The sequence below is a fragment of the Mesorhizobium sp. LNHC232B00 genome (assembly GCF_000502435.1).
GTDB lineage: Bacteria > Pseudomonadota > Alphaproteobacteria > Rhizobiales > Rhizobiaceae > Mesorhizobium > Mesorhizobium opportunistum.
On record NZ_AYWP01000002.1, the window covers coordinates 129,589 to 155,010 of the forward strand.

The window sequence follows — 25,422 nt, forward strand, 5'->3', positions numbered from 1 at the left end:
CTCCATTCGGCTCCCGCGGCGCAATCCGCCGGGGGCCACTTTTTTATCCTTTGACCGTCGCCTGTTCGGCAATGGCGGACAGCACGCTACGCACATCGAGCGTGCTGAACGGCTTTTCGAGGATCTGTGGCCGCTGCTGCGCCGGCAAGGCTTCGATCTCCGCTTTCGCACCGATCAGGTCGCCGGTGACCAGCACGAAACGCCGCGCCAGATCAGGCCTTTCGGCCAGCAGTTCGCGATAGATAGCGATGCCGCTGATGCCAGGCATGCGCAGGTCCGAAAACACGATGTCCGGCGGCATGTAGCCGCTCAAGGTGGCGGCGCCCGATCCCCAGACGAGCGCGACCCGCGACTTGATCCCCATCAATTCGAGAATGTCGGACAGCGAGCCGGCGACGTCAGGCTCGTCGTCGATGATCAGGGCATGGCGCAGGCCACTCGAGCGCGGCTGGTTCTCTCCGGCGGCAGCGATGCCGGCTTCAATGGCCGGCAGCTGGACGACGAAACGCGCGCCTCTCGGCAACACTTCCTCGAACCAGACATTGCCATTGTGCCGCTCGATGATCGACTTCGAGATCGACAGGCCGATGCCGGTGCCGACCCCAACCGGCTTGGTGGTGAAATAGGATTCGAAGATGCGGGAGCGGATCGCTTCGGGCACACCGGGCCCGTTGTCCTCGACCGAAAAGCCGGGTTTGCCCAGGTCGCCGCGGAACGTCCGTACCTTGATCAGCCGATCGCCGGCGACGCCGGCCAGCGCATGCTGGCTGTTGATGAGGAAATTCGCCGCCACCTGCGTCACGTGGTCGGCATCGGCCATGGCCAGCAGCGGGCCGGCGGCGAAATCCGTGTCGATGATGATGCCGCTCGATCGTGCGCCATAGGCGGTGACCTCGAGAGCGGCGCGGATCACCTGGTTGAGGTCGGTTTCGGCCTGTGCCGCCGGATGAAGGCGGACCATCGACAGGAAGCTCTTGACGATGCGCCCGCAGCGCTCGGCGGCGGCGCGGACTTTCTCGGCACGAACCTTGGTCTGGGGGTCGGAAGCGAATTCGTGCAGCAGCGTCGATTGCGCGACCACCACCGCCAGCGGGTTGTTGAGCTCGTGCGAGACGCCGGCCAGCAGCGAACCCATCGCCGCCATCTTCTCGTTCTGGTGCAGCTTCTCGCGCTGCCGGTTGATTTCCTCCTCGGCGCGCAGCCTGTCGCGCAGGTCGCGGATCGAGCCGAAGATCAGGCGACGGTCGCCGACGCGCATCTCGGTCGCCGTCAGCTCGATCGGAAACACCTCGCCGGCGGCATTCTGCGTCACCGTTTCCAGCCGCTGGCCGACCATCGGCGCGCCGCGCCCCGACATGTAGTCGGCGCCCGACGTATAGCCCTTGCGGTAGTATTCCGGCACGACGGTGTCGAGCAGATCCTTGCCGAGGATGTCGCTGCGCTGGAAGCCGAACATCTTTTCGGCGGCTGGATTGAATTCGATGATCGATCCGGCCTCGTCGATGACGATGATGGCGTCCAGCGAGGCCTGCAGCATCGTGCGGCGGATGACCTCGCTGGCATGGGCGTCGGAGAGCGAATGTTCGATGGCGTCGCCGATGGCGAGCGCGATGATATGCAGGGTCGCCTCTTCCTCGTCGGTCCACTCGCGCTCGTCGACGCAGTCATTGACCGCCAGCGTGCCCCACAGATGGCCATGCGCGAAGACGGACACGGACAGGAACGACTTGATGTTCTGCTTTTCGAAGTCGGTCCTCAGGAAACCCTCGAGATCGCGCGTGTGTCCGGCGAAGATCTTGCCCTGGCGTTCGTCCTCGGCCACCCGCTCCAGCAGCGGATCCGAATTGACGATCGACTGCATGATGACGGTCGGCGCCGCCAGCTCTCCGCCGAAGTCGGGATCGATCCAATAGGCGGCGACCGACTGGGCAAAACCCTGGCCGGGCAGTTCGCGCAAGCGGAACAGGATACCGCGCTGGCATTCGATGGCGCGGCACAGCGTTTCCAGTATGCCGTCCATTTCGCGCTGCCAGTCGCCGGCCTCGCGCAGCCGGCGAACCACGCGCACGGCCGCCATCGCCGCGCCCTGCCTGAGCCCTTGCATATCCGTGCTTGCTGTTTCAGCGGTCATCGTCAGCCGTTATTCCCAAGTCCTGCCAATTCGCTCGGCCCAATTCGCTCGGCGAGCCACGGCTGAGAACCTGAAACTGTAGGCCTGGCTTTCAGTTGCCGTCGCCGGTCGGCAGCGAGAAGATATAGCCTTCGCCGCGCACCGTCCGCAGGAATTTCGGGTTGGCAGGGTCGGTCTCGATCTTCTTGCGCAGGCGCATGATGCGAATGTCGACTGCGCGCGATGATTCCGGATCCTCGGTGAAGCCGATCGCCTCGGAAATCGCGGCGCGGGTCAGCAGCCGGTTGGCACGCGTCAGGAAAACCTCGAGCACGTCGAATTCGCTCTTTGCCATGTCGATCACCGCGCCGTTGACGCCGGTCACCAACCTGCCGTCGAGATCGGCCTGGAAGGGGCCGAAGGCAACGGAGCGGCGATCCGTCCTGGCTTTCCTGTCCAGCAGTTCCGACGGCTGCGGAACACGGCGCAGCACGCTGCGCACCCGCGCCAGCACTTCGCGCAGCTCGTATGGCTTGACGATATAGTCGTCGGCGCCGAGCTCCAGCCCGACGATGCGGTCGAGCGCGGTGCCGGCGGCGGTCGCATAGATGATGCCTATCGGCATTCTCGAGCGCAGCCAGCGGCCGAGCGACAGTCCGTCCTCGCCCGGCATGGCGATGTCGAGGATGGCCAGATGGAAGGGCTGCGTCTCGATCAGGATGCGGGCCGCGGCGGCGGTTTCCGCGGTCGCAACGTCATAGCCGGCGGCGTCGAGATATTCGGCGACCGCGTCCCTCAGGTCGGGCTCGTCCTCGACGATGACAATTCTTGCCCGCACGATGCTCTCGCTCCCACTTTCAGTGGAAAGTAGATTGGGTATAAACATGATGTCCAGCACTCATATCGGGTTGCCAGGGAACGGTTGAAGAATATGGCCCCACGAGCCGTCATTGCGCTTGTTTCCGTCGCCGACGTGATTGCGACGGAACTTGCCGATCATCTCGAGCGGCGTGGCCATGACGTGCGTCAGGCGCGGCAGCCCTGGGAAGCCGAATCGTTGCTGTCTGGGAAGGGCGTCGATGTCGTCGTCGTCGGCGACAGCCTCAGCCAGGCGGATGGCCGGGATCTGCTGCGGCGTTACGGCGGTCAGGGGAATGGCGGCGAGGACGGACCGGATTTCATCCTGATCTGCCGGCCGGCCGACCTCGTCGACAAGGTGCTGGCGCTCGAGCTTGGCGCTGCCGATGTCGTCGAAAGCCCGCTCAATGTCAGGGAACTCGCCGCCCGTGTCGGCGGCCTGCTTTCGCGACGCGGCAGGGGCAACCAGGAACTGATCGTGCTGGAGAACGCGACCGTCGACTTGAGGTCGGCGATGGTCATGCATCGCTCCGGCACCGAAGAGCAGCTGTCGCCCGGCCAGGTGGCGCTGCTCAGGCTGTTCCTGGCCAGTCCGCGCAAGGTGCTGACGCGCGACGACATCATCGCGGCGGCGCCGGCCGAAAACGCCGACGCCTTCGACCGTTCGATCGATTCGCGCATCGTGCGGCTGCGCCGCAAGCTCGACACCGAAACCATCACCACCATCCGTGGCGCCGGCTACCGGTTCGATCCGCCGCGTCAATTCGCCGACTGACTGCTGGGCACTCTCGGTGACGGTTTGGCCGAGCATCGGATTTTCCTACTCGCCAATGCTCCCGGAGTTCAGCGTACCACCAGCAGCGACGGACCCGATGGCATGTCTTTGCTCATGACGAGTTCGTTTGCCTGGGCGCGCTCCTTGAGGAGCACCGTGGCAAGGGCGGCAAAGCCAAGCAGGCCCTGCGCATAAAGCAGTGCGGAAAGCACCGAGGCCGCGAATTTCGTTTTCATCGTCCGACTCCCAGAATGTGAATTCTTCAAAAAATGAATGTTTCGCGGGTCGCCTCGGGAAACTCCCGAAGTGCCCGCGCCGCCCACGGAGCCCCCCGCAGCGGCGCGGGCCTTCGGTCCTCTCGGCAGCAAGTTGCCGGAGGGGCCGCGCAATGCCAGCAGCCGAAGGCCAACCCGCCAGAGGGCCTTCAATCGGGCGATGCGCACGCTGGTGGTAATCCAGACCGAGGCAGAAAACAGAGCGACGTGCAGGGTAGAGATCTCGCTCGAACTCATCGCCAGCCTTGTCACGGGGGCGCCGGCAAGAATGCCGACACTACCTATGGCCGCTGCCGTGATGCTGATCCTGAAGAACCAGAACTGCGTGTTCGCTTTCGTTCCCGTGGCCGTTGCCGTCTGCTTTCGTTACGTCAACCTTGCCGGCCAGCTGTATCGGCTTCATGCCGCTTGATGCCGCGCTTTGTTGCAGATTGGTTTCGGGAAATCGGCTCTATCCTTTCATTAAGGGAAGTTCGAACTTTCGTTTCGGACTGAATACCTATGTGCGGTATTTGCACGCTCGTTCGGCGACAGCGATCGCGCCACCCGATGACTTAGGCCGTTAACCAGAGGAAACAGATTCGAAACACAAACGAGCATTTCGCGAAATCTCTCCGAAACATGCGGAGCCGATAAGCCCCCCATCGAATTGGAGCCGGCCAGACCGGCAGAGAGAGGGGACGTCATGCACACCACCATCACCGCGAAGCTCATCAACATCACCGCCGCCACGCTCACCGGCGCCGCGCTTCTGTTCGGCGCCAACGCCGCTCACGCCGCCAACAAGATCGTGGCGCGGGTCTCGCTTTCGCAGCAGGTCATGGAGATCTCGGTCGATGGCCGGCCGACTTTCGCCTGGAAGGTCTCCACCGGTGACAGGGCGCATGTGACTCCGACCGGCTCGTTCAAGCCGACCCGCATGCATGAGATGTGGTATTCGAAGAAATACGACAACGCGCCGATGCCGCACTCGGTCTTCTTCAGCGGCGGCTATGCGGTCCACGCCACCTATGCCATCAAGCGTCTCGGGCAGCCGGCCTCGCATGGCTGCGTGCGGCTACACCCGGACAATGCCGCCGATTTCTACCAGCTGGTCGAGACCTTCGGGGCCGCCAACACCAGCATCGTCATCGTCAAGTAGCAGGCTGAAGAAGCGGGCCGGTTTACCGCCGTGCCCGTGTTCAGGCTCCCGCCGGAAATGTCCGCGGTATCGAGCTCGCTCAAACCGGTGATATTGAGCCCGCTCAAACCGGCGGTTTGAGCACAGCCAAAAAAAGAGGCCGGGGATTTTTCCGGCCTCTTTTTTGTTCTTCGGCTTTTCTATCAGTCCGGCAGGGCCGGCATCAGCTTCGGATCCGGCTTTTCCGCCAGATGCGGCAGGTCCTTGCTGGCGATGAAGGTGTAGAACATGGGCACCACGAAGAGCGTGAACATGGTACCGACCAGGATGCCGGTGAAGATGACGAGGCCCATCGAATAGCGGGCCGCGGCACCGGCACCGCTGGACGTGATCAGCGGCACGACGCCGAGCGCCATCGCCGCCGTCGTCATCAGGATCGGCCGCAGGCGCACCTTGGCCGAGGCGATGATGGCATCACGCCGTCGCATGCCGTGGAGTTCGCGCTGCTGATTGGCGAACTCGACCAGCAGGATGCCGTGCTTGGTGATCAGGCCGATCAGCGTGATCAGGCCGACTTGCGTGTAGATGTTGAGGGTGCCGAGGCCCAGATTGAGCGGCACGATGGCGCCGAAGATCGACAGCGGCACCGCCATCATGATGATCAACGGGTCGCGGAAGCTCTCAAACTGCGCCGCCAGCACCAGATAGATGACGATGACGGCAGCCCCGAAAGCGATCAGGATCGTGTTGCCCTGCTCCTTCTCCTGCCGGGACTGGCCGGAGTAGTCGATGAAGAAGGTGTCGGGCAGGCTCTCCCTGGCGATGTCCTCGAGCACTTTCAAACCATCGCCGGTGGTAACGCCGGGCAATGGCAGCGCGGAAATCGTCGATGAATTCAGCTGGTTGAACTGCTCGATCGCGGCCGGCGAGGCATTGTTCGAAATTTTCACGACGGCCGACAGCGGCACCATCTCGCCCGTCACGCTGCGCACGAAGTATTGCCCGAGTTTTTCGGGGTTGTCGCGGAATTCCTGCGGCACCTGCGGAATGATGTCGTAGCTGTTGGAGTCGCGGTCGAATTGCGCCACTTCGGCGCCGCCGACCAGCAGCGTCAGCGTCCGGCCAATATCGGCGATAGGCAGGTTGAGGGCCGCGGCGCGATCGCGGTCGATGGTGACCGTCACCTGCGGCGAATCATAAGACATCGAGTTCTGCACGACGATGAAGCGGCCCGAGGCCTGTGCCTTGTTCTTGATCTGCTCGGCTTGCTGGTACACTTCCGAGGAATCGCCGGTCGAGCGCACCACCATGGCGATCGGCAGGCCGCCGCCGGACCCCGGCAGCGTCGGCGGGGCGAAGACGAAGGCCTGGACGCCCGCGACCTTGTTGATACGGGCCGTAATGTCGGCCTGCAGCTCCTTGGAATTGCGCTTGCGCTCAGCCCAATCCTTGAAGGCAAAGCCGACGAACGCGCTGTTTGTCGTGCCACCGAAGGCCACGGCGGAGAACTGCGCCCGTGTTTCGGGAATGTCCCTCACCAGGCCGAGAATCTGGTTGACGTAGGTCTCGGTGTAATCGGATGTCGCATAGGCCGGCGCGGTCACGAGCGAGAGCAGAAAGCCCTGGTCTTCTTCCGGCGCCAGTTCGCTCGAGGTCTTGGTAAACATGAAGCCGGTCACGCCGACCAGCGCCAGCACGATGAGCAACGTCAGCGGGCGATAGTTCAGCGAACCGGTGACGGCACGCTCGTAGACATGCTCGACCCGCGAGAAAACGCCGTCAACGATGCGCTGGAAACGGCCGGCGTTGCCGGGCTTCAAGAGACGCGCCGACATCATCGGCGTGATGGTGATGGCGATGACGCCCGACAGCACCACCGAGCCGGCGAGCGTCACGGCGAATTCGCGGAACAGCGCACCGGTCAAGCCACCCGTGAAAGCCAGCGGCGCGAACACGGCGGCCAGCGTCATGGTCATGGCGACGATAGCGGAGGCGATTTCGCGCATGCCGCTGAACGCCGCTTGCATGGGCGTCATGTGGTCTTCTTCCATGTGGCGGTGGATGTTTTCCACCACCACGATGGCGTCGTCCACGACAAGGCCGATTGCCAGCACCATGGCCAGCAGCGACAGAAGATTGATCGAATAGCCGACCGCGAACAGAAGGAAACAGACGCCGACCAGCGACAGCGGGATGGTGATGATCGGCATCATCACCGAACGGAAAGAGCCAAGGAACAGAAGGATGACGACGACTACGATGGCGACCGCCTCGGCGATGGTCTTGAACACCTCGTCAATCGAGGCGCTGATCTGCCCGGTGGCGTCGTAGACGACCTCGATCGTCATGCCTTTCGGCAGCGTTTCCTGGATCTGCGGCACAAGCTTGGTGAGCGCGGCCGCTGTGGTCAGCGGGTTGGCCGCCGGGGTCGGGAAGATGGCGAGGAAGGTGCCGGGCTTGCCGTTGAAGGAGACCCTGGTGTCGGTGTTCTCGGCGCCGAGTTCGACGCGGGCCACGTCACGCAGCCGCACGACATTGCCGTCGGTCGAGCGCAGCGGCAGTTCGGCGAAGGCTTCCGGCGTCTGCAGCGTCGAGCGCACGGTAATGGAGGAAACGACATATTCGTTCTGGGTGTTTCCGGGCGCAGACAGGAAGTTGGAGTTGTTGATCGCTGCCAGCACTTCCGCTGCCGTCACCCCGCGCGCGGCAAGCCGGACCGGGTCGATCCAAACGCGCATCGAATATTCCTGGGCGCCGAAGATCTGCACGTCGGCGACACCTTCGACCGTCGACATGCGGGGCCTGATGACGCGCTCGATATATTCGGTCAGCTGCTCCTTCGTCATGTTCGGATTCTGCATCGAGATGTACATCATCGCGAACTGCTGGCCGGTGCCCTTGACGATGACCGGGTCCTTGGACGCGTCCGGCAAGGTGCCGCGCACGCCCTGGACCTTGGACAGCACTTCGGTCAGCGCCACGTCGGGGTTGGAGCCGAGCTTCATCTGCACCGTCACGGTGCTGGACGACGGACGGCTGGACGAGGTGACGTAGTCGATGTTTTCGGTCGAGGCGACGGCGCGCGCGATCGGGGCGGAAATGAAGCCCTGGATCAGGTCGGCGCTGGCACCCGGATAGGCGGTCGTGATGGTGATCGCCGTTTCATCAACCTTCGGATACTGCCGGATCGACAGGTTGAAGATGCCCTGGAACCCGAGCAGCAGGATCATGCAGGCAAGGACCGTCGAAAGGACGGGCCGGCGAATAAAGAGATCGGAAAAGCTCATTGCTGGTCGGCCTGCTTGTTCGCCGATTTGGTCGGGTCGATGGTGTTGTCGACGTTGACGGACATGCCGTTGAAGAGGCGGTTTTGGCCCGCGGTGACGACCTCGTCGCCTGCCTTCAGCCCTTCGACGATCTCGACCATGCCCTGGTTGCGGCGACCGGGCTTGACGAAGACCTGCGACAACACCAGCGCTGGCTTGTCGCCTTCCGCCGCCGGCTTGGCCGCATCGGTAGCGGGCTTGTCGGCAGGTTTAGCCGCATCGGCCGCGGGCTTGGCCGCTTCAGCGGACGGCTTCATGGCATCGGTTGCCGGCTTCATCGCGTCCGCCGGCTTGGCATCCGCAGGCTTGGCATCCGCCGCCTTGTCGGTAGCCGCAGCGGGTTTTTCTTCCGGCTTGGCCGGCGCCGCCGCAGCCGGTTTGGCCGGTTGCACGACGAAGACGTAGTCGCCGTAGAGGCTGGTGGTCAGCGCCGTCTGTGGCAGTATCAGCACGTTCTGCTCCTCGGGCAGTTCGACACGCACCTGCACGAACTGGCCGGGGGTCAGCTTGCCGTCGGGGTTGGCGACCTCCGCCCGGATGTTCACCAGTCGGCTGGACGGGTCGATCTTGGGGTCGATGCCGCGAATGGCGCCGGCAAACGGCTTGTCGTCGCCACCAAGTCCCAAGCGAACCGTCTGGCCGATCTTGAGCAGCGGGAGCTCCTGTTCGGGAACCGTGAAGTCGGCCCGCATCGTGTCGAGATCCTGCAGTGTCACAACGGAAGTGCCGGGCGACAGATACTGGCCGAGGTCGATCTTCGGGATGCCGACCGTACCGGCGAAGGGAGCCGTCAGTTGCTTCTGCTCGAGCACGGCCTGGAGCCTGGTGACCTGGGACGCCGAAGCGGACGCCGCCGCCCGCGCGCTGTCCAGTGTCGAGTCGGAGCCGACGCCGCGTTTTGTCAGTTCGAGGGCGCGGTTCAGCGACACCTGATCGAGCGCGGCCTGCGCTTTCTGCGCGTCGAGATCGGCGCGCTCGACGGCGTCGTCGAGTTGCAGCAGCACCGCGTTGGCCGCGACTTTCTCGTTGGCATGAAAGGGGATTTCCTTGACGATGCCGGCGGTCTCGACCGTTAGGTCGACACCACGCACGGCTCGCACGGTGCCGATCGCCTCGACGCCGGGCGTCCAGCTCGATGGCTTGACGATGGTCGTCGACACGGTCGCCGCGGGCGGCTTCATGGTGGCGAAATACTGCTTGATGCCGTTGTCGCGCAGGAAGTTGAAGCCGACGATGCCGCCGACCACGATGACGAGCACGGCCAGGACCGCAATGATGATAATGATACGGAGTAAGCGCTTGAACAAGGAAGTCCCCTCAGTCGAAATCCGGCGCAAAGCGCGGACATCGGGACACATATCGACTGCAGGCCCCGATTTCAAATAGCGGCGGTCTTACTGTACCGTCTGGACGGTCTTGTCAATTGGGCCTAAGCTTGCCAAGGGAGGCGCCATGAGAGCCCAACGACCGAATTCGCGCGAGAAGATTCTCGCCGCGGCGGCAGATGTTGCCCGGGAAACCGGGCCCGGCAGCCTCTCGCTGGAGGCCGTCGCCAGCCGCGCCGGCGTGTCGAAAGGCGGGCTGCTCTACAATTTTCCGACCAAGGCCAAATTGATGCAGGGGCTGGTCGAGGACTATCTGCGCGAATTCGAGCGGGCGTTGGAAGTCGCCAATCGCAATGGCGAGGGTAAAAACCCGCTCGCCGTCTACATCAGGCTGTCGGCCAATGACTGCGAGGAAAAGCAGCCCTCGGCCTCCTGGATCTTTTCGGCGATCGCCGAGGATCCCGATTTCATGACGCCGATCAAGACGTTCAAGCGCCAGCTTTTCGAACGGCTGAAGGGCGAAACATCAGACCTCAAATCGCTGCTGGTCTGCTATCTCGCCATCGAGGGGTTGCGCAGCATGAACCTCTTCGATTCCGATGTGCTGTCGAAAGACGAGCGGGAGCTGTTGGTCTCCTCCCTGCTGGAGATCGCCAAATAGTCGGGGCGGTGCGAGCCGACAGCGCTGCCCCGTGCGCGGCTTGTCTCAGGCCGTTGGCAGGGCCTTGCCTGTCGAAGGGTCGAATAGGCGAAGCGCAGCTTCGTCGAAGGTGAGGCTGTGGTTTTCGCCCTTGGCGACCCGGGCTCGCGGCGGCAGGCAAGCGGTTAGCCTTTGCGTGCCGATCCGTGCCGTCGTGACCAGTTCGGGGCCGGTCAATTCGACAACCTCGATCTCCACGGGCAATGACAGTTCCGTCGCGGCGTCGCTCGCCACGCGAAGCGCTTCGGGTCTGATACCGACGATCACCGGAGCGCCTTCGCGAGCCGCGTTCGCATAGCGCGCGGGCAGAGGCATCCGCACATCGGACTCGGCAACGGCCAGCTTGCCGCCGGTGATGATGGCCTGAAGCATGTTCATCGACGGTGCGCCGACAAAGCCCGCGACATAGAGCGTTGCCGGCTCGTTGTAGATCTCTTCCGGCGTACCGAGCTGCTCGATCCTGCCGTCGCGCATGACCGCGATGCGCGTCGCCAGCGTCATCGCCTCGATCTGGTCATGGGTGACGTAGACGACGGTGGTCTGCAGCATCTGGTGCAACCGCTTCAGCTCGGTGCGCATTTCCAGGCGCAGCTTGGCGTCGAGGTTGGACAGCGGCTCGTCGAACAGGAAGACCTGCGGCTTGCGCACCAGCGCCCTGCCGATGGCGACGCGCTGGCGCTGGCCGCCGGAAAGCTGGCTCGGCTTGCGGTCGAGCAAGGTCTCGATCTGCAGGAGTTTCGCCGCCTCGCTCACGGCCGTCTCGCGCTCATCGGCCGCAACCCCGCGCATCTCGAGCCCGAAGCCGATATTGCGGCGCACGGTCAGGTTCGGATAAAGCGCATAGGACTGGAAGACCATGGCGATGTCGCGGTTCTTGGGGTGAACGCCGAGGATCGAGCGGCCGCCGATCAGCACATCGCCGCTTGTCGCTTCGGCGAGCCCGGCGATGATGTTGAGCAGCGTCGACTTTCCGCAGCCGGACGAGCCGAGCAGCACCAGAAATTCGCCGCTCTGCAGTGCGATGTCGATGCCCTTCAACGTCTCGACGCTGCCATAGCTCTTGCGGATGCCGCGGATTTCAAGCGCGCTCATGCATAGGCTCCTCGAGATGCATCGGCCCGCCATAGTTGCGGGGCAGAGTGGAAATGGCGCGCGAAGCGACACGCGTCGCGGCGAGAAGGCAGGCGGACAGCGGCCGTTCCTGGGCGAGGGCCGCCAGGAAGGCGGCGTTGAAGACATCGCCGGCGCCGATCGTGTCGACAACGCGGACATCGGGTGCCGTGGCTTCAACGAGGTTCTCGTCCGGACCGATGGCGATGGCGCCTTGCGGCCCGCGCTTGACGACGAAGGTCGCACCCTGCCGCATGCTGGAGCGGATCGCGCGCGCGGCTTCCACCGGGCTTGGGGTTGCCGCCAGCGTCACCGTCTCGACCTCGTTGAAAAGGGCGAGGTGGCAGCGCGAGAGCCATGCCCTTGTCGCGGCGCAGTTGGCTTCGGTCCAGCCGTCGATCGGCCAGCCGCTGTCGAGCGCGACGGCAATGCCGTGGCGGTCCGCCCAGTCGAAAAACGCCTCGTAGTCGCGCGTCAGGTCTTCGGTCAGGAAGGAGCCGCACAACAGCGCGTAGCCGCCAGAAAGCGCGTTGCCATCCAGAACGGACAGCACGTCGGCAAGGCTGAAGCGCGGCAGGTGGCCCCGGGTGGTGAAGAAGGTCCGTTCGCCGTCTGGATGGGTCATGCCGACCGACAGCGTCGTGCCTTCGGGACGCACCGGCCATTTTTCGGCGCGGCTTGCGAAAGCCTCGCGAAGCCAGCGGCCGAACTGGTCGTCGCCGACATTGGCGGCAATAGCGAAGTCGACGCCCAGCGCCTGCCAGGCCAGTGCGCTGTTGCCGGCCTGGCCGCCCACGCGCAATTCGTCATGGTCGACGACGGTCTCGGTTCCCGCCTTCGGCCACGGCGCGACCGGGCCGAGGATCAGGTCGACATTGACGTTGCCGATCACCGCGAGTGGACGCATCACTCGCTCCTGGTGATCTTGGTGGTGCGGACAGGGGTGCCGGCATTGTCGACACGGGCATCGGCGAAAGCGATCATGAGGCGCTGGGCGACCGGCAGCATGGCAAAGATGGCGGCCATGCCGGAGGCCGGCTTGAACGGAAGCGTGACGGCACCCGCCACGGGTGGTTGCCCCGACGAATCGAAGATGACGAGTGGCGCGCCGGCCTCGACCACGGAGGTGGCCATGGCGGTCACCAGCTCCGCTGTCGGCTCGTTGCCGCGAAACAGGATGACGCCGATCCGCGGGCCGAGCATCTCCATCGGCCCATGCCGCAACTGGCCGCCTTCGAGTGAAAAGCACGGCAACCGCGACAGTTCGGTGAGGCCGAGCGCCAGGGCCTCGGCGACGCCCTGCAGACGGCGACCGGAGGTGACGATGGTCGTCACCTTCTCCAGTGCCGCGAGCGCCTGCTTGATGTCCGTGTCGTGCGGCTGGTCCAGCGCGCCGAGCGCGGCATCCGGGTCGTCGCCGAGGGCTGCAAGGATGGCCAGGTGCAAGGCGAAGCTCACGGTCAGGCTGCGGGTCGCGGCAAAGGCCAGTTCGGTGCCGCCGGCGCCGACCAGGCAAGGCACCGTGCGCGCCAGGAAGGAGGTGCTTTCCAGCGTCAGGCCGAAAACATCGACAGTACTGCCGGCCTCTGCAAACCACCTGACGACCTCAGCGCTCTCGCCCGATTGCGAGGTGACAAGCACCGTCCGTCCCGCCAGCGGCAGGGGCTGGCCGAGCTGTTCGGAAAGCGGCAGCGCCAGGGCATCTATGCCGAGCGCGCGATAGAGCGGCTCGACAGCGCGTCCAACCGCATGCGAACCACCCATGCCGAGCAGAAGCAGGCGTCCGGTCTTCCCGATCGCGGCGGCGACCTGTTGCGCCACGGCGGCGTTCTGTTCGAACGAAGTGCGCGCGTCGGCATGCTGTCGCGCCATTTCGCGGTCGATCGCGGCCAGTCCGGCCGGCCGGGTTTTTGTCGCAGTCATCATCATCCTTTCACACCGCCGCTGGTCAGGCCCGAAATCAGCGCCCGCTGCATGACCAGGCCGATCAGCACCGGCGGCAGAGCGGCGAGTACGCCGGCGGTGGCGATCAGCCCATAATCGGAAACACGGCCGCCGGCCAAATCGGCGATGGCGACGGTCAGGGTCTTGGCGCGCTGGTCGGAGGTGAACAGCAGCGCATAGAAGAATTCATCCCAGGCGAGCAGCACGGCAAACAGCGCGGAGGTCGCCATCACCGGTGCGGCGAGCGGCAGCGTGATGATGCGCAGGGTCTGGAACAGGCCGGCGCCGTCGATCATCGCCGCCGCCTCGATTTCGCGCGGGATGGAATCGAAGCCCGATTTCATCAGCCAGGTGGTGAAGGGCGCCAGTATGGTCAGGTAAACCAACGCCAGGCCGAAGACATTGTTGAGCAGGCCGAGATGCGACAGGCCCATATAGAGCGGCACGGCCAAAGCCACCGGCGGCAGCATGTAGGTGGCGATGACCATCGACAGCGACCAGCCGATCGTGGGCGTGCGCGAGACCGCCCAGCCGGCGGGGATGGCGAGGGCCAATGCCGCCAGCGTCGCCATGCCGGCGATCTCCAGGCTGTTGCGCAGCGACGAGGTGAAGGCGGCGCCGGCGCTGTTTTCAGCGGTCGACAGCAATTGCCGGTAGCGCGAGAAGTCGGCGGCCTGCGGCCACCAGCGCAGCGGCTTGGCGGCAAGGTCGACGGCCGGCGATATGCTCATGATGAACAGCCAGGCGATGGGCGCCAGGATGATTGCGGCGAGCAGCAATGCGCAGGCGTGGATGAAGATGGTGAAGCCGAGGCTCTTGCGTTCCATCAGGCGGCACTCCCGGCGGTCTTTCGCACCAGGGTCGCATAGGCGACGGCGAGCACCGTCACGAGCAGCGTGACGATCAGCGCCAGCGACGCGCCGGAGCCGGCGCGCTGGAAGGAGAAGGCCTCCTGGTAGACGAGGATCGACAGCGTGCGCGTGCTGTTGGCCGGGCCGCCGCGGGTCATCACCCAGATAATGTCGAAGACCTTGAACGCCTCGATGGTGCGCAGCACCAGCGCCACCATTAGCGGGCCGACGAGATAGGGCAGGATGACGAAGCGGAAGCGGTTGAAGGGCCCGGCGCCGTCGACCAGCGAGGCTGCGGTGATGTCGCGCGGCACCGCCTGCAGGGCGGCCAGCGCAATCAGCGCCACCAGCGGAAAATTCTTCCAGCAGTCGGCGACGATCAGGGCCGCCAGCGCCGTGCCGGGCTCACCGAGCCAGGAGCGATAGGCGTCGATCAGATGGAGTTGCGTGAGAGCCGCGTTCAGCGCGCCATATTCAGGATTGTAGATCAGCCGCCACAGGGTGGCGTTGACCACCGTCGGCAACGCCCAGGGCAAGATCATCAGGGCACGCAGGACGGCGCGGCCGTGGAACTCCTGATTGAGCAAAAGGGCCGCGAGAACGCCGATCACCATCTCGGCGGCAACCGAAATGACCGCGAACAGCGCCGTGGTGACCAGCGTGCGCGAGAAATTCGTGCTCGACAGCATCTTCGTGTAATTGTCGAAGCCGACGAAATCGCCACCCGTGCCGACCAGCTTGGCATCGGTGAAGGAAAGGCTGACCGTATCGACCAGCGGCCAGCCGATGACGGCGATCATGACCACGAGCAGCGGCAGCATCAGCAACCACGCACGGGTGGTCATCCAGGTGCCCGACATCAGAGCAGCCTCTCTTCATTCATCGTGATTTCAGACATAGCACGGGCGGCACTAGGCCGCCCGCAACCGGAGAAAGGTGCTCAGAGACCGCTGTTCTGCGCGGCGGTCTTCAGGGCGTCTTCCGGCGAGGACTGGCCGAGCAGCGATTCCTGGATCGCCTGCTGCAGCGCGGTCGACAGCTCCTGGTATTTCGGCGTGGTCGGACGCGGATACATCGCGGCCAGGCCGAGCTTGGCGGCGGCGATCAGCTCTTCCTGACCCTTGGTGACGGCCGGGTCGTCATAGGATGAGGCCCAGATCGGCAGCGAGAGCTTGGCATACTGGTTCTGCGTCGCCTGCGAGGTCATGAACTCGATGTATTTCCAGGCCTCGTCCGGATGCTTCGAGACAGCCGTGACGCCAAGGCCCATCGAGCCATTGACGGCCGAAACCTCGCTGGTGCCGGCAACGCCCGGCGCCGGCACAACGCCGACCTTGCCGACGACCTTCGAATCCTTCGGATCGTTGGCCATGTTGTACATGTAGGTCCAGTTCAAGGCGAAAGCGGCATCGCCGTTTTCGAAAACCTTGCGCACGTCCTCCTCCAGGAACTCCTTGGAGTTCGGGTTGGTGAGGCCGGACTTGTAGCTGTCGACCATGTATCTCAGCGCCTCGAGGCCGCCGCCGTTCTGGAAGTCCGGCTTGCCGTCCTTGAGGAAGTCGCCGCCATAGGCGCTGACCAGCGTGGTGTAGTCGCAGATCGCGGCTTCGGCTTGCGACCAGCTCCAGGCGATCGGCGTCTTCAGCAGACCTTTGTCCTTGATGATCTTTGCCTGTTCGCCAAGCTCTTCCCAAGTCTTCGGCGGCGTCTTGATGCCGGCTTTTTCCAGGATTTCCTTGTTGTAGAACAGGTATTTGGTGTCGAGGATCCAGGGCATGCCATAATATTTGCCGTCGTAGCGGACGGTGGTCCAGGCGCCGGGCAGCACGCCTTTCTTCATGTCGTCGGTGATTTTGGACGACACATCGACCAGCACCTTGTTGGTGGCGTATTCGGCTGGCCAGATGACGTCGAACAGCACGACGTCGTAGCCGCCGCCCGAGCCTTGGGCGAGCACGGTCTTGTCGTGCAGGCCTTCATAGGGGACGAATTCGAGATTGACCTTGAGGTCCGGATTGGCCTTGGTGAAGGCATCCGTCATGGCGCGCACATCGGCCTCGCTGTAGGCGGCCTGGGCCATGAAAAGCGCGTTGAGCGTGGTTTCGGCGAAAGCGTGCGGAACGAACAGTCCGCCAGCGAAGACCGCGCCGACCAGTGTTTTGGTGATTGTCTTAAGCATCTTCTTCTCCCATTTCCGGCGTTGAGGGGCCGGCGGTGCGGATGTTTCGCATCGTCTTCCCGGATCCATGTCGCGTGACCTGATGATCACCCGGCTGCCCAGTGGCGACGGGCCGAGGCCCTGGCCATCTTGTTTTGCGGCATTCGGTTCGCATTAAGTCAACTCGCTTGACTTAATTAGTCGATCAATATTCTAATGGAGTCAAGAGGGGAAACGCCGATGGATGACATCAGCCCGATCCGCGCCAAAAGCGGCACCAATCAGGAAGGCACCAGCGCGCACAACCGCCGTGTGATGATCGAGGCGTTGCGTCTCAATGGTGCCCTGTCGCGCGCCGACCTGGCGCGGGCGACGCAGCTAACCAAGCAGGCGGTTTCCAACATCATCGAGGATCTCGAAAGCGACGGCCTAGTCGTGGCGCTCGATGCGGTGCGCAAGGGCAGGGGGCAGCCCTCGACACCCTACAGGCTGGTTCCCGAAGGCGCCTTCGCCATCGGCCTGCAGATCGATCGCTACCTGACGCGGGCGGTCGCGGTCGATCTGATGGGCAGTGTGCTGGCGCGCGCCGAGGCGAACCTGCCGTTCGATGAGCCGTCGAAGGGCGTCGAGGTGATCCTCGGCCTGATCAACGGCGTCCGGCGCGACCTGGCCGGGATTTCCTCGCAGTCGGAGAAACGGCTGGTCGGTCTCGGCGTGGCCATGCCCGGCCCTTTCGGGCTGAAGGATTCGGACGACAAATGGATGATGCCGGCCTGGCAGAAGTTTCCGCTGCTGGAGACGCTGGCCAAAGGCACGGGGCTGAATGTCGGCCTGCAGAACGACGCCGCCGCTTGTGCGACGGCGGAACGCATCGTCGGCGCGGCGCATGGCGTCGATCACGCGGTCTGCCTCTATGTCGGCTACGGCATCGGTACCGGACTGATCCTCAATGGCGAACTCTACAGCGGCGGCCACGGCAATGCCGGCGAAATCGGCATGGCCTTGCTGTCGCCGGCCGGCCCCGGCTCGACGCCGCTCGAACATCGCGCATCGCTGGCCTCGCTCTACCAGCATCTCGGCCTCAACCCGGCGGACAGCGATATCTACGAGCAGATGAACGCCCTGGTCCTGGCCGGGACCCCCGGGATGATGGCCTGGATCGACGGCGCGGCGCATGATTTGCGCTGGAGTGTGCATCTGATCGAGACGATCTTCGATCCGCAGACCGTCATCCTGACCAGCGGCGCGCCGGAAGCGCTGGCCCGCCGGCTGGTCGAGGCGATGCATCCGCTGCTGCCGTCGATCGCCGACCGGCCGGGCCGGACCTTGCCGCGCCTGCAGCTCGGCACCACCGACCCTTGGTCGATCGCGCTCGGCGCCGCCGCGGCGCCGATCAGCCGCGCCTTCGACCCGCTGTTTTCGGCAATCCTGAAGACAAGCTCCGGCCCGGCCTAGGAGCTTCAGGGGTCCACCCCGGCGTCACACAGGGTTCATCGTCCGGACATAGCGTCGTTCCCAGTTCTTTGCTGCAATGCAAAAGGAGTGGGACATGGTGGACATAGTTTCTAGCGAGGCGGGCATTCCGAGACCGGAGCATCCGCTGGATCATTCAGGTGGCGCGAAGTGGTTCCTGCCCGCCTTCGGTGTGCTGGTGCTGGTCGGCATCGTCTATGTCGGCTACGCGCTCAGCCAGGATCTGGCGGTGGCCAAGACCGTGCCGTGGATACTGCTCGGCATTGCCTTGCTGATCGCGCTCGGCTTCGAATTCGTCAACGGCTTCCACGACACCGCCAATGCGGTGGCGACCGTCATCTACACGCGCTCCCTGCCGGCCGAATTCGCCGTCATGTGGTCGGGCGTCTTCAATTTCCTCGGGGTCCTCACGTCCAGCGGCGCGGTCGCCTTCGGCATCCTGTCGTTGCTGCCGGTCGAGCTGATCCTGCAGGTCGGCTCCTCTTCGGGCTTTGCCATGGTGTTCGCGCTGCTGGTTGCCGCCATCCTGTGGAACCTCGGCACCTGGTTCCTCGGCCTGCCGGCCTCGAGTTCGCACACCATGGTCGGCTCGATCATCGGCGTCGGCCTTGCCAATCAGTTCATGGCGCCGGCCGGCAGCGCCACCAGCGGTGTCGACTGGTCGCAGGCGACCAATGTCGGCACCACCTTGCTGGTGTCGCCGATCGTCGGCTTCTTCGCCGCCGCCATCCTGCTCTATTTGATGAAGCTTCTGGTGCGCAATCCGGCGCTCTACGAGGCGCCGAAGGGCAATGCCCCGCCGCCCTGGTGGATCCGTGCTCTGCTGATCTTCACCTGCACCGGCGTCAGCTTCGCGCACGGCTCCAATGACGGCCAGAAGGGCATGGGCCTGATCATGCTGATCCTGATCGGCGTGGTGCCGACGGCCTATGCGCTGAACAGGACGCCCGACATCAACTACCTCGAAGCCTACAAGTCGGCCTCCGTCAATGTCGAGACGGCGCTCGGCAAATATGCAAAGCCCGGCATCACCGTCGCCGACGCCAAGGCCGCTGTCCAGGATGCCGTTCGCACCCGGACGTGGAGCGACCAGACCACCGTGGCGCTGCAGACCTATGTCCACAACACGACCGCCGGGCTGCAGCCCTATGCCTCGGTCGACAACGTGCCGACCGATCTGGTCAGCAACGCCCGTAACGACATCTATCTGATCGGCGAGGCGCTCAAGCTGATCGACAAGAAAAAGCTGCTGCCGATGGAAGCGGCCGACCTCAAGGCGGTCACCGACTACCACAAGGCGGTCGACAACGCGACGAAGTTCATCCCGCTATGGGTGAAGATCGCCGTCGCCCTGGCGCTTGGCCTCGGCACGATGGTTGGCTGGAAGCGCATCGTCGTCACCGTCGGCGAGAAGATCGGCAAGAGCCACCTGACCTACGGCCAGGGTGCGGCCGCCGAACTGGTGGCGATGGTGACCATCGGCATGGCCGACAGGCTCGGCCTGCCGGTGTCGACAACCCATGTGCTGTCGTCGGGCGTCGCCGGAACGATGGCCGCCAACGGCTCGGGCCTGCAGTGGTCGACGGTGCGCAACCTGCTGCTGGCCTGGGTGCTGACCCTGCCGTGCTCGATCGCGCTCGCCTTCGTGCTGTTCATCATCTTCCGCCAGGTGTTCTGAAGAGGCGTATAAGCTTCCAAGCAAAGGCAGCGCCGGTCGCCGGCGCTGCCTTTTTCATTCCGATGTGTCGGCGGGACAGCACCCCGCTCTGGCCTGCCGGCCATCTCCCCCGCAAGGAGGGAGATTAGCAGTTCATACGCCCCGCCAGTTTTGAGAGCTATTGGAGATTGACGAAGGCGCAGCCCTCATCGACCTCCCCCCATGCGGGGGAGATGTCCGGCAGGACAGAGGGGGGTGTGAAGGAACTCGACGGCGGATTGTCGCGGGTACCGCCCCTGCCCGACTCTAAGTCGGGTCCTCGCGGTGCAGGTCGTGGATGGCAACGCCATCGACATTGGTCGGCAGGGTCAGCCATTTGCGATGGCGCAAGGTGCGCTGGGTGTCCTCAAGGCCTGTCTCCCAATGCTCGCGCATCGAGGTGCCGGAGAACTCATAGTCCTTGGCGTGACCTTCATAGCCCTTGTGCTGGTAGATCAGGTGCACGATGTTGACGATGCCGGCGTCGGAATAGTCCGCGATCAGCACTTCCTCATCCGGCGTCAGCTGCTCCTTGGGCACCCGCTTCAGCGCGTCGAGCAGGCGCATCTTCAGGCCGTGGATGCGCTTGAAATTGTCGGTGTTCTGGCGCGTGCGGCTGGAATACATGATGTCCTTGTGACGCGACAGCACGTCGGGCATGCTGCGCGGCAGGACACCGCGGGCGCTGAACAGGTCGACCTGGAAGACGAGCGAAGAACGGTCCTCTTCCTGGTCGAGCAGATATTGCAGCGGCGTGTTGGAGACGATGCCGCCGTCCCAGTAATACTCGCCCTCGATGCGGATCGCTGGGAAAGCAGGCGGCAGCGCGCCGCTGGCCATGATGTGCTCCGGTCCGATGCGGACCTTGTCGGTGTCGAAATAGACGAAGTTGCCGGTACGGACATTGACCGCGCCGACGCTCAGCCGCTTCTTGCCGTCGTTCAGCACGTCGAAGTCGATCAGGCTCTCCAGCGTGTCCTTCAACTCGGCGGTGTCGTAGAAGCTGGTGGCGCCCTCGGCGCCCTGCTGCTCGAACCAGGGATTAGGGCTGCGCGGCTTGAAGAAGCCGGGCTGGCCCATGGTCATCGTCATCCAAGAGGAGGTGCGGTTGCGGATATCGCGATAGATATCGCCCTCGGGCGTATAGGACCAGATCTTGCGGCCCGAGATCGTCTGCCAGAACTGCTCCAGACGCTGGAGGCGGCGGCTTGACTCATTGCCGGCGATGATCGCCGCATTGATGGCGCCGATCGAGACGCCGGACAGCCATGTCGGCTCGCAGCCGGCGTCGGCCAGCGCCTGGTAGACCCCGGCCTGGTAGGCGCCGAGCGCGCCGCCTCCCTGAAACACCAGCGCGATACGGTCGTATTGCGCCGAGATTTCCTCGATGGTGGCGGTGGCCTCCTTCTTGCGGTTGCGTTCAAGCATGGGCTTTCTCCAACTGGTTGGCGGCGCACAGGCCGTGATCGCCGAGATAGTCGTGGACCACCTCGCCCAGTCCCAGCGTCAGGTCGGCTTTGAAATGAACGGCGGATACGATGTCGAGCACCGGCAGCTTCGCCACGTCGGCCATGACGTGTGGCCTGAGATCGAGCGCCGCCGGCGCAGTCCAGGCCTCCTTCAGCGTGATATCGGTGAGGTAGTAGCGCACCAGCTCGCAGATGCGCGGGCTTCCGTCGACATGCGGGATGATCTTGATCAGGAAATTGGGCGCGGCGAGCGCTGCGAGCACGGAATCGTGGTCGGCCTCGCGGTGCTTGTAGCCCATGGTGCCGGTGGCGCACAGAACGCTGCCATAGTGCAGCGTGCCGACGATCACCTCGCCCTCATGGACGATCTTGGGGTTGGCCAGCTTCTTCGGGAAACCCCACAGCTCGCGGCCGCCGGCGATCGGCGCGTCGTCGTCGAGATACATCGAATGGACGTAGCCGCCATGCTGGCCCTTGTAGCGCACGGGGATGACCTGGCCGGTCTCGGTATAGTCGCCGAAGCCGGTCGAGTCGGGCATGCGGATGAACTCGTACTTGACCAGCGGCTCGTCGATCTCCAGCGGCGCCGGCACGACCGCCTCGAGCGCTTCGCGCGTCGTGCGGTAGGTGATGATGATGTATTCGCGGTCGAAGAAACGGTAGGGGCCGGGCGGGAAGGACGGGTTGGTCAGCGGCATCGCATAGGCGCGCCTCACGACATCGGCGATTTCCAAGCTGCACCCCCAAGGTTTGTCAGACGAAGTTCTTTTCGGGCAATATTTTCGTCAGGAATGACCGCGCGAATGCGCAAGCGATTATGTTGCACGGCACCATGACAGGGCCGTGTCAGGCTCACGACCATGGTTCCGAACGGGGCGAGGGGCCGTGCCGACGCTGTCGTCTGGCTGTAATCGCATCGACACATGGCTCTGTCATTGTCATGTTGCGACGCACAATTATATCGTCATGTTCCCTCCCACTTCGCGCGAGATCACCATGGGTTCCCTGTCTTCGAAGAACGCCCTCGTCACCGGCTCGACCAGCGGTATCGGCCTGGCCATCGCCCGCGCCTTCGCCGCCGAAGGCGCCAACGTCACCATCAATGGCCTTGGCGATGCCGCCGCGATCGAGCAGGAACGCGCCGGCATCGAGAAGGATTTCGGCGTCAAGTGCCGCTACTCCGACGCCAACATGATGGACGGGGCGGCCGTGAGCGCCATGGTGCACGACGCTGAGGCCGCGTTCGGCAGCCTCGACATCCTGGTCAACAATGCCGGCATCCAGCACGTCGCACCGATCGAGGAATTCCCCGACGACAAGTGGGAGGCGATCATCCGCATTAACCTCCTGGCGGCGTTCTATGCGATCAAGGCGGCACTGCCGGGCATGAAGAGCCGCAAATGGGGCCGCATCGTCAACACGGCTTCCGCGCATGCGCTGGTCGCCTCGCCGTTCAAGTCGGCCTATGTTTCGGCCAAGCACGGCATTGCAGGCCTGACCAAGACGGTGGCGCTGGAAGTGGCGCAGGACGGCATCACCGTCAACGCGATCGCGCCGGGCTATGTCTGGACGCCGCTGGTCGAAAAGCAGATCCCCGACACGATGAAGGCGCGCGGCATGACCGAGGAACAGGTCAAGCACGACGTGCTGCTCGCCGCACAGCCGACGAAGGAATTCGTCACCGTCGAGGAGCTTGCGGCGCTGACGCTTTTCCTGTGCTCGGACGCGGCCAGGCAGATCACCGGCACGACCTTGCCGATGGATGGCGGCTGGACGGCGCAGTAGAGGGTAGCCAGCGCGTTCCGTTTGCCGGCTGATGCCGACGGCGTCGGCAGGCAAGCCTTCGGTCAGGACCATGAAAATCATCCAGCTCTCCGATCCGCATCTGATAGCACCTGGCGGTCGCCTGTACGGCAGCGATCCGCTGGCGCGGCTGGATGCCTGCCTTGCCGATATCGTCAAAAACCACGCCGACGCCGAGCTCGTGGTGATTTCGGGCGATCTCACCAATGACGGCGAGCGCGCCGCCTATGCGGCGTTGAAGGAAAGACTGGCGGCATTCGTTCCGCCTTGCCGGCTGATGCTCGGCAACCATGACGACCGGGCGCTGTTTTTCGAGATGCTTCCGCAGGCGGCCGCCGAAGGGGGCTTCGTCCAGAGCGTTTTCGATGGCAGCCAAGGCCGCCTGATCCTGCTCGACACGCTGGACAGCGGACATGTCGAGGGCAGGCTATGTCAAGCGCGTCTCGACTGGCTGGACCAACGGCTGCAAGAGGCGCGAGACCGGTCGGTCCTCCTGTTCATGCACCACCCGCCGTTCCGGATACACATTCCGGTGCTCGACGAGGCCAGGCTCGCCGGCGCCGATATCTTCCATGACGTCCTGTCGCGCCACGGCAATGTCCGCCACATCTTCGCCGGCCACGTTCACCGGCTGATCGCCGGCAGCTGGCGCGGCATCCCGGTCAGCACGCTGCGCAGCACCAACCACCAGACGGCGCTCGATTTTTCGGAAAGCTGGAGCCTGGGTCACGAACCTCCCGCCTATGCCGTGGTCTTCATCGACGCCGATGGGGTGGTCGTGCATTTCCACGATTTTCCCGTTGCCGGCGGCATCTGATCGAGCTCCGTAGGGCTCTCCACACTGAAGACGGTCCGCTTTCATAGCGGTCGTTATGGCCATGGACCGGCCTGCTTGTTCCCGGCGTCGGGAGGCCCCGCCGCCGCGCCCGCCTGTCGATATGTGTCCGGCGTGCGGCCGCCATTGCCTGGGGTCGACGCGGCCTCCGCGAAGGCGCGTCAAAAAGCACCGAATTTGGACATTAGTCTTGACAGGAATACATATGTTCAATACCCGTCAAGCACTTGAACATGGCCTGCACTACGGGAGGAATGAGCGGTATGGCTTCCAATGTTTCATTGACGGGCCTTGCCCGCGATCTCGAGGAACGCGGCAAGTCGGGCAAGCCCATTCGTATCGGCCTGATCGGCTCCGGCGAGATGGGAACCGATATCGTTACCCGCGTCGCGCATATGTCCGGCATCGAGATCGGCGCGATTTCCGAACTGAACCTGCCCGCCGCCAGCAAGGCGGTGGACATTGCTTTCCAGGAAACCGGTCACGCGCGCGAGGTGTCGAACGCTTCGGCGATGACGGCCGCCATGGAGGCCGGCAAGGTGGCGGTCACCAACGACGCCGACCTGGTCATCAACAATGACCTCATCGACGTCGTCATCGACGCCACCGGCGTTCCCGCTGTCGGCGCCGAGATTGGGCTGCGGGCCATGGAGCACGGCAAGCACCTGGTGATGATGAATGTCGAGGCCGACGTCACCATCGGCGCCTATCTGAAGAGCGAGGCCGACAGGCTCGGCGTCACATATTCGCTTGGCGCCGGGGACGAGCCGTCCTCCTGCATGGAACTGATCGAGTTCGTCTCGGCCATGGGCCATCCGATCGTCGCAGCCGGCAAGGGCAAGAACAACCCGCTCAATATCGACGCCACGCCGCCGGCCTATGAGGAAGAGGCCACGCGCCGGCACATGAATGTGCGCATGCTGGTCGAATTCGTCGACGGCTCCAAGACCATGGTCGAGATGGCGGCGATCGCCAACGCCACCGGGCTGGTGCCCGACAAGGCCGGCATGCATGGCCCGGCCGCGACGCTCGGCGAACTCTCGAAAGTGCTGGTGCCGCAGAAGGATGGCGGTGTGCTGTCCAGGGTCGGCGTCGTCGACTACTCGATCGGCAAGGGTGTCGCACCCGGCGTCTTCGTCGTCGCCGACATGTCGCATCCTCGCATTTCGGAGCGCATGGAAGATCTGAAGATGGGCAAGGGCCCGTACTTCACCTTCCACCGCCCCTATCACCTCACCTCGCTCGAAGTGCCGCTGACCTGCGCCCGCGTCGTGCTCTACGGCAAGGCCGATATGGTGCCGCTGGCCAAGCCCGTGGCGGAAGTCGCCGCCGTGGCCAAGAAGGACATGCAGCCGGGCGAAAAACTCGATGCGATCGGCGAATATTGCTACCGCGCCTGGATCATGACGGCGCCGGAAGCGCATGCCGCCAAGGCCATTCCCTGCGGCCTGCTGCAGGGCGGTTCGGTGACGGCGCCGATCAAGAAGGGCGAGCTCATCACCTATGCCAATGCGACCCCGGCTCCGGGCTCCAAGATCGCCGAACTGCGCGCGCGCCAGGACAAGCTCGTCTATGGAACCGTTGGAGCCTGACC

Annotated in this window: 22 protein-coding genes; 9 read left to right on the plus strand and 13 right to left on the minus strand. The window is 64.2% G+C overall.

Annotated features, from left to right (window positions below; translation table 11 throughout):
• Window positions 1-43 precede the first annotated feature (43 nt).
• Both X743_RS165840 and X743_RS165835 read right to left on the minus strand, forming a co-directional pair.
• Complete coding sequence (locus X743_RS165840; RefSeq protein ID WP_031257405.1) at window positions 44-2,131, minus strand: PAS domain S-box protein; 2,088 nt, start codon at window positions 2,129-2,131, stop codon at window positions 44-46.
• Between the two features lie 91 nt (window positions 2,132-2,222).
• Complete coding sequence (locus X743_RS165835) at window positions 2,223-2,996, minus strand: response regulator transcription factor (protein WP_198023938.1); 774 nt, start codon at window positions 2,994-2,996, stop codon at window positions 2,223-2,225.
• Between the two features lie 45 nt (window positions 2,997-3,041).
• Here X743_RS165835 and X743_RS165830 point away from each other — a divergent pair, with 45 nt between their 5' ends.
• Window positions 3,042-3,743 carry a response regulator transcription factor gene (locus X743_RS165830; protein WP_023763781.1) on the plus strand — a complete coding sequence of 234 codons (702 nt, stop codon included), beginning with the start codon at window positions 3,042-3,044 and terminating at the stop codon, window positions 3,741-3,743.
• A 68-nt stretch (window positions 3,744-3,811) separates the two neighbouring features.
• Here the strand turns inward: X743_RS165830 and X743_RS1000000170295 are convergent, their stop codons facing one another.
• Window positions 3,812-3,979 (minus strand): hypothetical protein, encoded by a 168-nt coding sequence (locus X743_RS1000000170295; protein ID WP_023763782.1) that lies wholly within the window; start codon window positions 3,977-3,979, stop codon window positions 3,812-3,814.
• Between the two features lie 199 nt (window positions 3,980-4,178).
• Here X743_RS1000000170295 and X743_RS1000000171890 point away from each other — a divergent pair, with 199 nt between their 5' ends.
• Both X743_RS1000000171890 and X743_RS165820 read left to right on the plus strand, forming a co-directional pair.
• Window positions 4,179-4,430: a hypothetical protein gene (locus tag X743_RS1000000171890; RefSeq protein ID WP_023763783.1), complete on the plus strand. Its 252-nt coding sequence runs from the start codon at window positions 4,179-4,181 to the stop codon at window positions 4,428-4,430.
• A gap of 273 nt (window positions 4,431-4,703) precedes the next feature.
• The gene (locus X743_RS165820) at window positions 4,704-5,159 is read left to right on the plus strand and encodes a L,D-transpeptidase (RefSeq protein WP_023763784.1); all 456 of its coding nucleotides are present in this window, start codon (window positions 4,704-4,706) and stop codon (window positions 5,157-5,159) included.
• 182 nt (window positions 5,160-5,341) lie between these two features.
• Here X743_RS165820 and X743_RS165815 read toward each other — a convergent pair whose 3' ends face one another.
• Entirely contained in the window at window positions 5,342-8,425 is a 3,084-nt protein-coding gene (locus X743_RS165815) for an efflux RND transporter permease subunit (RefSeq protein WP_023763785.1), read from the minus strand.
• Entirely contained in the window at window positions 8,422-9,771 is a 1,350-nt protein-coding gene (locus tag X743_RS165810) for an efflux RND transporter periplasmic adaptor subunit (RefSeq protein ID WP_023763786.1), read from the minus strand. Before X743_RS165810 ends, X743_RS165815 begins: the two co-directional genes overlap by 4 nt.
• 145 nt (window positions 9,772-9,916) lie before the next feature.
• Between X743_RS165810 and X743_RS165805 the strand changes: the two genes are divergently transcribed.
• The gene (locus X743_RS165805) at window positions 9,917-10,450 is read left to right on the plus strand and encodes a TetR/AcrR family transcriptional regulator (RefSeq protein WP_023763787.1); all 534 of its coding nucleotides are present in this window, start codon (window positions 9,917-9,919) and stop codon (window positions 10,448-10,450) included.
• 45 nt (window positions 10,451-10,495) lie between these two features.
• Here the strand turns inward: X743_RS165805 and ugpC are convergent, their stop codons facing one another.
• The 6 genes from ugpC to X743_RS165775 form a co-directional block, all read right to left on the minus strand.
• On the minus strand, window positions 10,496-11,581 hold the full coding sequence (gene ugpC, locus X743_RS165800; RefSeq protein WP_023763788.1) for a sn-glycerol-3-phosphate ABC transporter ATP-binding protein UgpC: 1,086 nt from the start codon (window positions 11,579-11,581) through the stop codon (window positions 10,496-10,498).
• Window positions 11,568-12,506, minus strand: coding sequence for a PfkB family carbohydrate kinase (locus X743_RS165795; protein ID WP_023763789.1), 939 nt, complete (start codon window positions 12,504-12,506; stop codon window positions 11,568-11,570). Before X743_RS165795 ends, ugpC begins: the two co-directional genes overlap by 14 nt.
• Complete coding sequence (locus X743_RS165790; RefSeq protein WP_031257406.1) at window positions 12,506-13,528, minus strand: SIS domain-containing protein; 1,023 nt, start codon at window positions 13,526-13,528, stop codon at window positions 12,506-12,508. The genes X743_RS165795 and X743_RS165790 overlap by 1 nt, the downstream gene beginning before the upstream one ends.
• Complete coding sequence (locus tag X743_RS165785; RefSeq protein ID WP_023763791.1) at window positions 13,525-14,370, minus strand: carbohydrate ABC transporter permease; 846 nt, start codon at window positions 14,368-14,370, stop codon at window positions 13,525-13,527. Before X743_RS165785 ends, X743_RS165790 begins: the two co-directional genes overlap by 4 nt.
• Window positions 14,370-15,254 carry a sugar ABC transporter permease gene (locus X743_RS165780; protein WP_023763792.1) on the minus strand — a complete coding sequence of 295 codons (885 nt, stop codon included), beginning with the start codon at window positions 15,252-15,254 and terminating at the stop codon, window positions 14,370-14,372. The genes X743_RS165785 and X743_RS165780 overlap by 1 nt, the downstream gene beginning before the upstream one ends.
• Before the next feature lie 80 nt (window positions 15,255-15,334).
• Window positions 15,335-16,573, minus strand: coding sequence for an extracellular solute-binding protein (locus X743_RS165775; protein WP_023763793.1), 1,239 nt, complete (start codon window positions 16,571-16,573; stop codon window positions 15,335-15,337).
• 219 nt (window positions 16,574-16,792) lie between these two features.
• On the opposite strand from X743_RS165775, the gene X743_RS165770 reads away from it, so the two are divergent.
• Together X743_RS165770 and X743_RS165765 are read left to right on the plus strand one after the other, a co-directional pair.
• Window positions 16,793-18,007 carry an ROK family transcriptional regulator gene (locus tag X743_RS165770; RefSeq protein WP_023763794.1) on the plus strand — a complete coding sequence of 405 codons (1,215 nt, stop codon included), beginning with the start codon at window positions 16,793-16,795 and terminating at the stop codon, window positions 18,005-18,007.
• A gap of 94 nt (window positions 18,008-18,101) precedes the next feature.
• Window positions 18,102-19,703, plus strand: a complete 1,602-nt coding sequence (locus X743_RS165765) for an inorganic phosphate transporter (RefSeq protein WP_023763795.1) — start codon at window positions 18,102-18,104, stop codon at window positions 19,701-19,703.
• Window positions 19,704-19,988: 285 nt separating this feature from the next.
• On the opposite strand, the gene X743_RS165760 is transcribed toward X743_RS165765, so the two are convergent.
• Window positions 19,989-21,149: a patatin-like phospholipase family protein gene (locus X743_RS165760; RefSeq protein WP_013892714.1), complete on the minus strand. Its 1,161-nt coding sequence runs from the start codon at window positions 21,147-21,149 to the stop codon at window positions 19,989-19,991.
• On the minus strand, window positions 21,142-21,924 hold the full coding sequence (locus X743_RS165755) for an acetoacetate decarboxylase (protein WP_023763796.1): 783 nt from the start codon (window positions 21,922-21,924) through the stop codon (window positions 21,142-21,144). Before X743_RS165755 ends, X743_RS165760 begins: the two co-directional genes overlap by 8 nt.
• Window positions 21,925-22,186: 262 nt before the next feature.
• On the opposite strand from X743_RS165755, the gene X743_RS165750 reads away from it, so the two are divergent.
• From X743_RS165750 to X743_RS165740, 3 genes are all read left to right on the plus strand, one after another.
• Window positions 22,187-22,975 (plus strand): 3-hydroxybutyrate dehydrogenase, encoded by a 789-nt coding sequence (locus X743_RS165750; protein ID WP_023763797.1) that lies wholly within the window; start codon window positions 22,187-22,189, stop codon window positions 22,973-22,975.
• Window positions 22,976-23,045: 70 nt separating this feature from the next.
• Entirely contained in the window at window positions 23,046-23,810 is a 765-nt protein-coding gene (locus X743_RS165745; RefSeq protein ID WP_023763798.1) for a phosphodiesterase, read from the plus strand.
• A gap of 281 nt (window positions 23,811-24,091) precedes the next feature.
• Window positions 24,092-25,420, plus strand: a complete 1,329-nt coding sequence (locus X743_RS165740; RefSeq protein WP_023763799.1) for an NAD(P)H-dependent oxidoreductase — start codon at window positions 24,092-24,094, stop codon at window positions 25,418-25,420.
• The last annotated feature ends 2 nt before the right edge of the window (window positions 25,421-25,422 follow it).